The organism is Tritonibacter sp. SIMBA_163, assembly GCF_046535935.1.
GTDB classification, from domain to species: domain Bacteria; phylum Pseudomonadota; class Alphaproteobacteria; order Rhodobacterales; family Rhodobacteraceae; genus Epibacterium; species Epibacterium scottomollicae.
Window position 1 is genome coordinate 1 of the sequence record NZ_JAWJBP010000185.1, and the last position, 352, is coordinate 352.

Consider the following 352-nt stretch of genomic DNA (forward strand, 5'->3'; position numbering starts at 1 on the left):
GGGGGACGCCGTTGTAGCTCACGCTGATCCCGCCGTTGGCGGCGAACGAGCCCCGCACCACCGTTTCCCCGACGTCGAGGGTGTCGTCGTCGTCGGCGTCGAGGTAGATGTACCCGTCGCCGGAGGCGGAGAACACCGCCTGCGCGTCGGTGATGACCAGCCGCTCGTCGCTGCCGAGCGTCCGCGCGGTGCCGTCCACGCCGTAGAGGGTGATCTCGCCGCCCGTGGACGAGGTGCCATGGAACTCCCCGTGGACGTATTCGCCGGTTTCCTGTGCGAGCATGACTGGCCCCTTGAGTGGTGATGCCTCGGCCCTTAGAGTACCCGTGGCACGCCACCCCAGCAATAGGAG

1 protein-coding gene is annotated in these 352 nt (G+C 68.2%); it reads right to left on the reverse strand.

Features of this window, described 5'->3' with window-relative positions:
- A partial coding sequence (locus R0J92_RS22010) for a hypothetical protein (RefSeq protein ID WP_411053215.1) occupies positions 1-283 on the reverse strand: 283 nt, incomplete at its 3' end.
- Between the last annotated feature and the right edge of the window lie 69 nt (positions 284-352).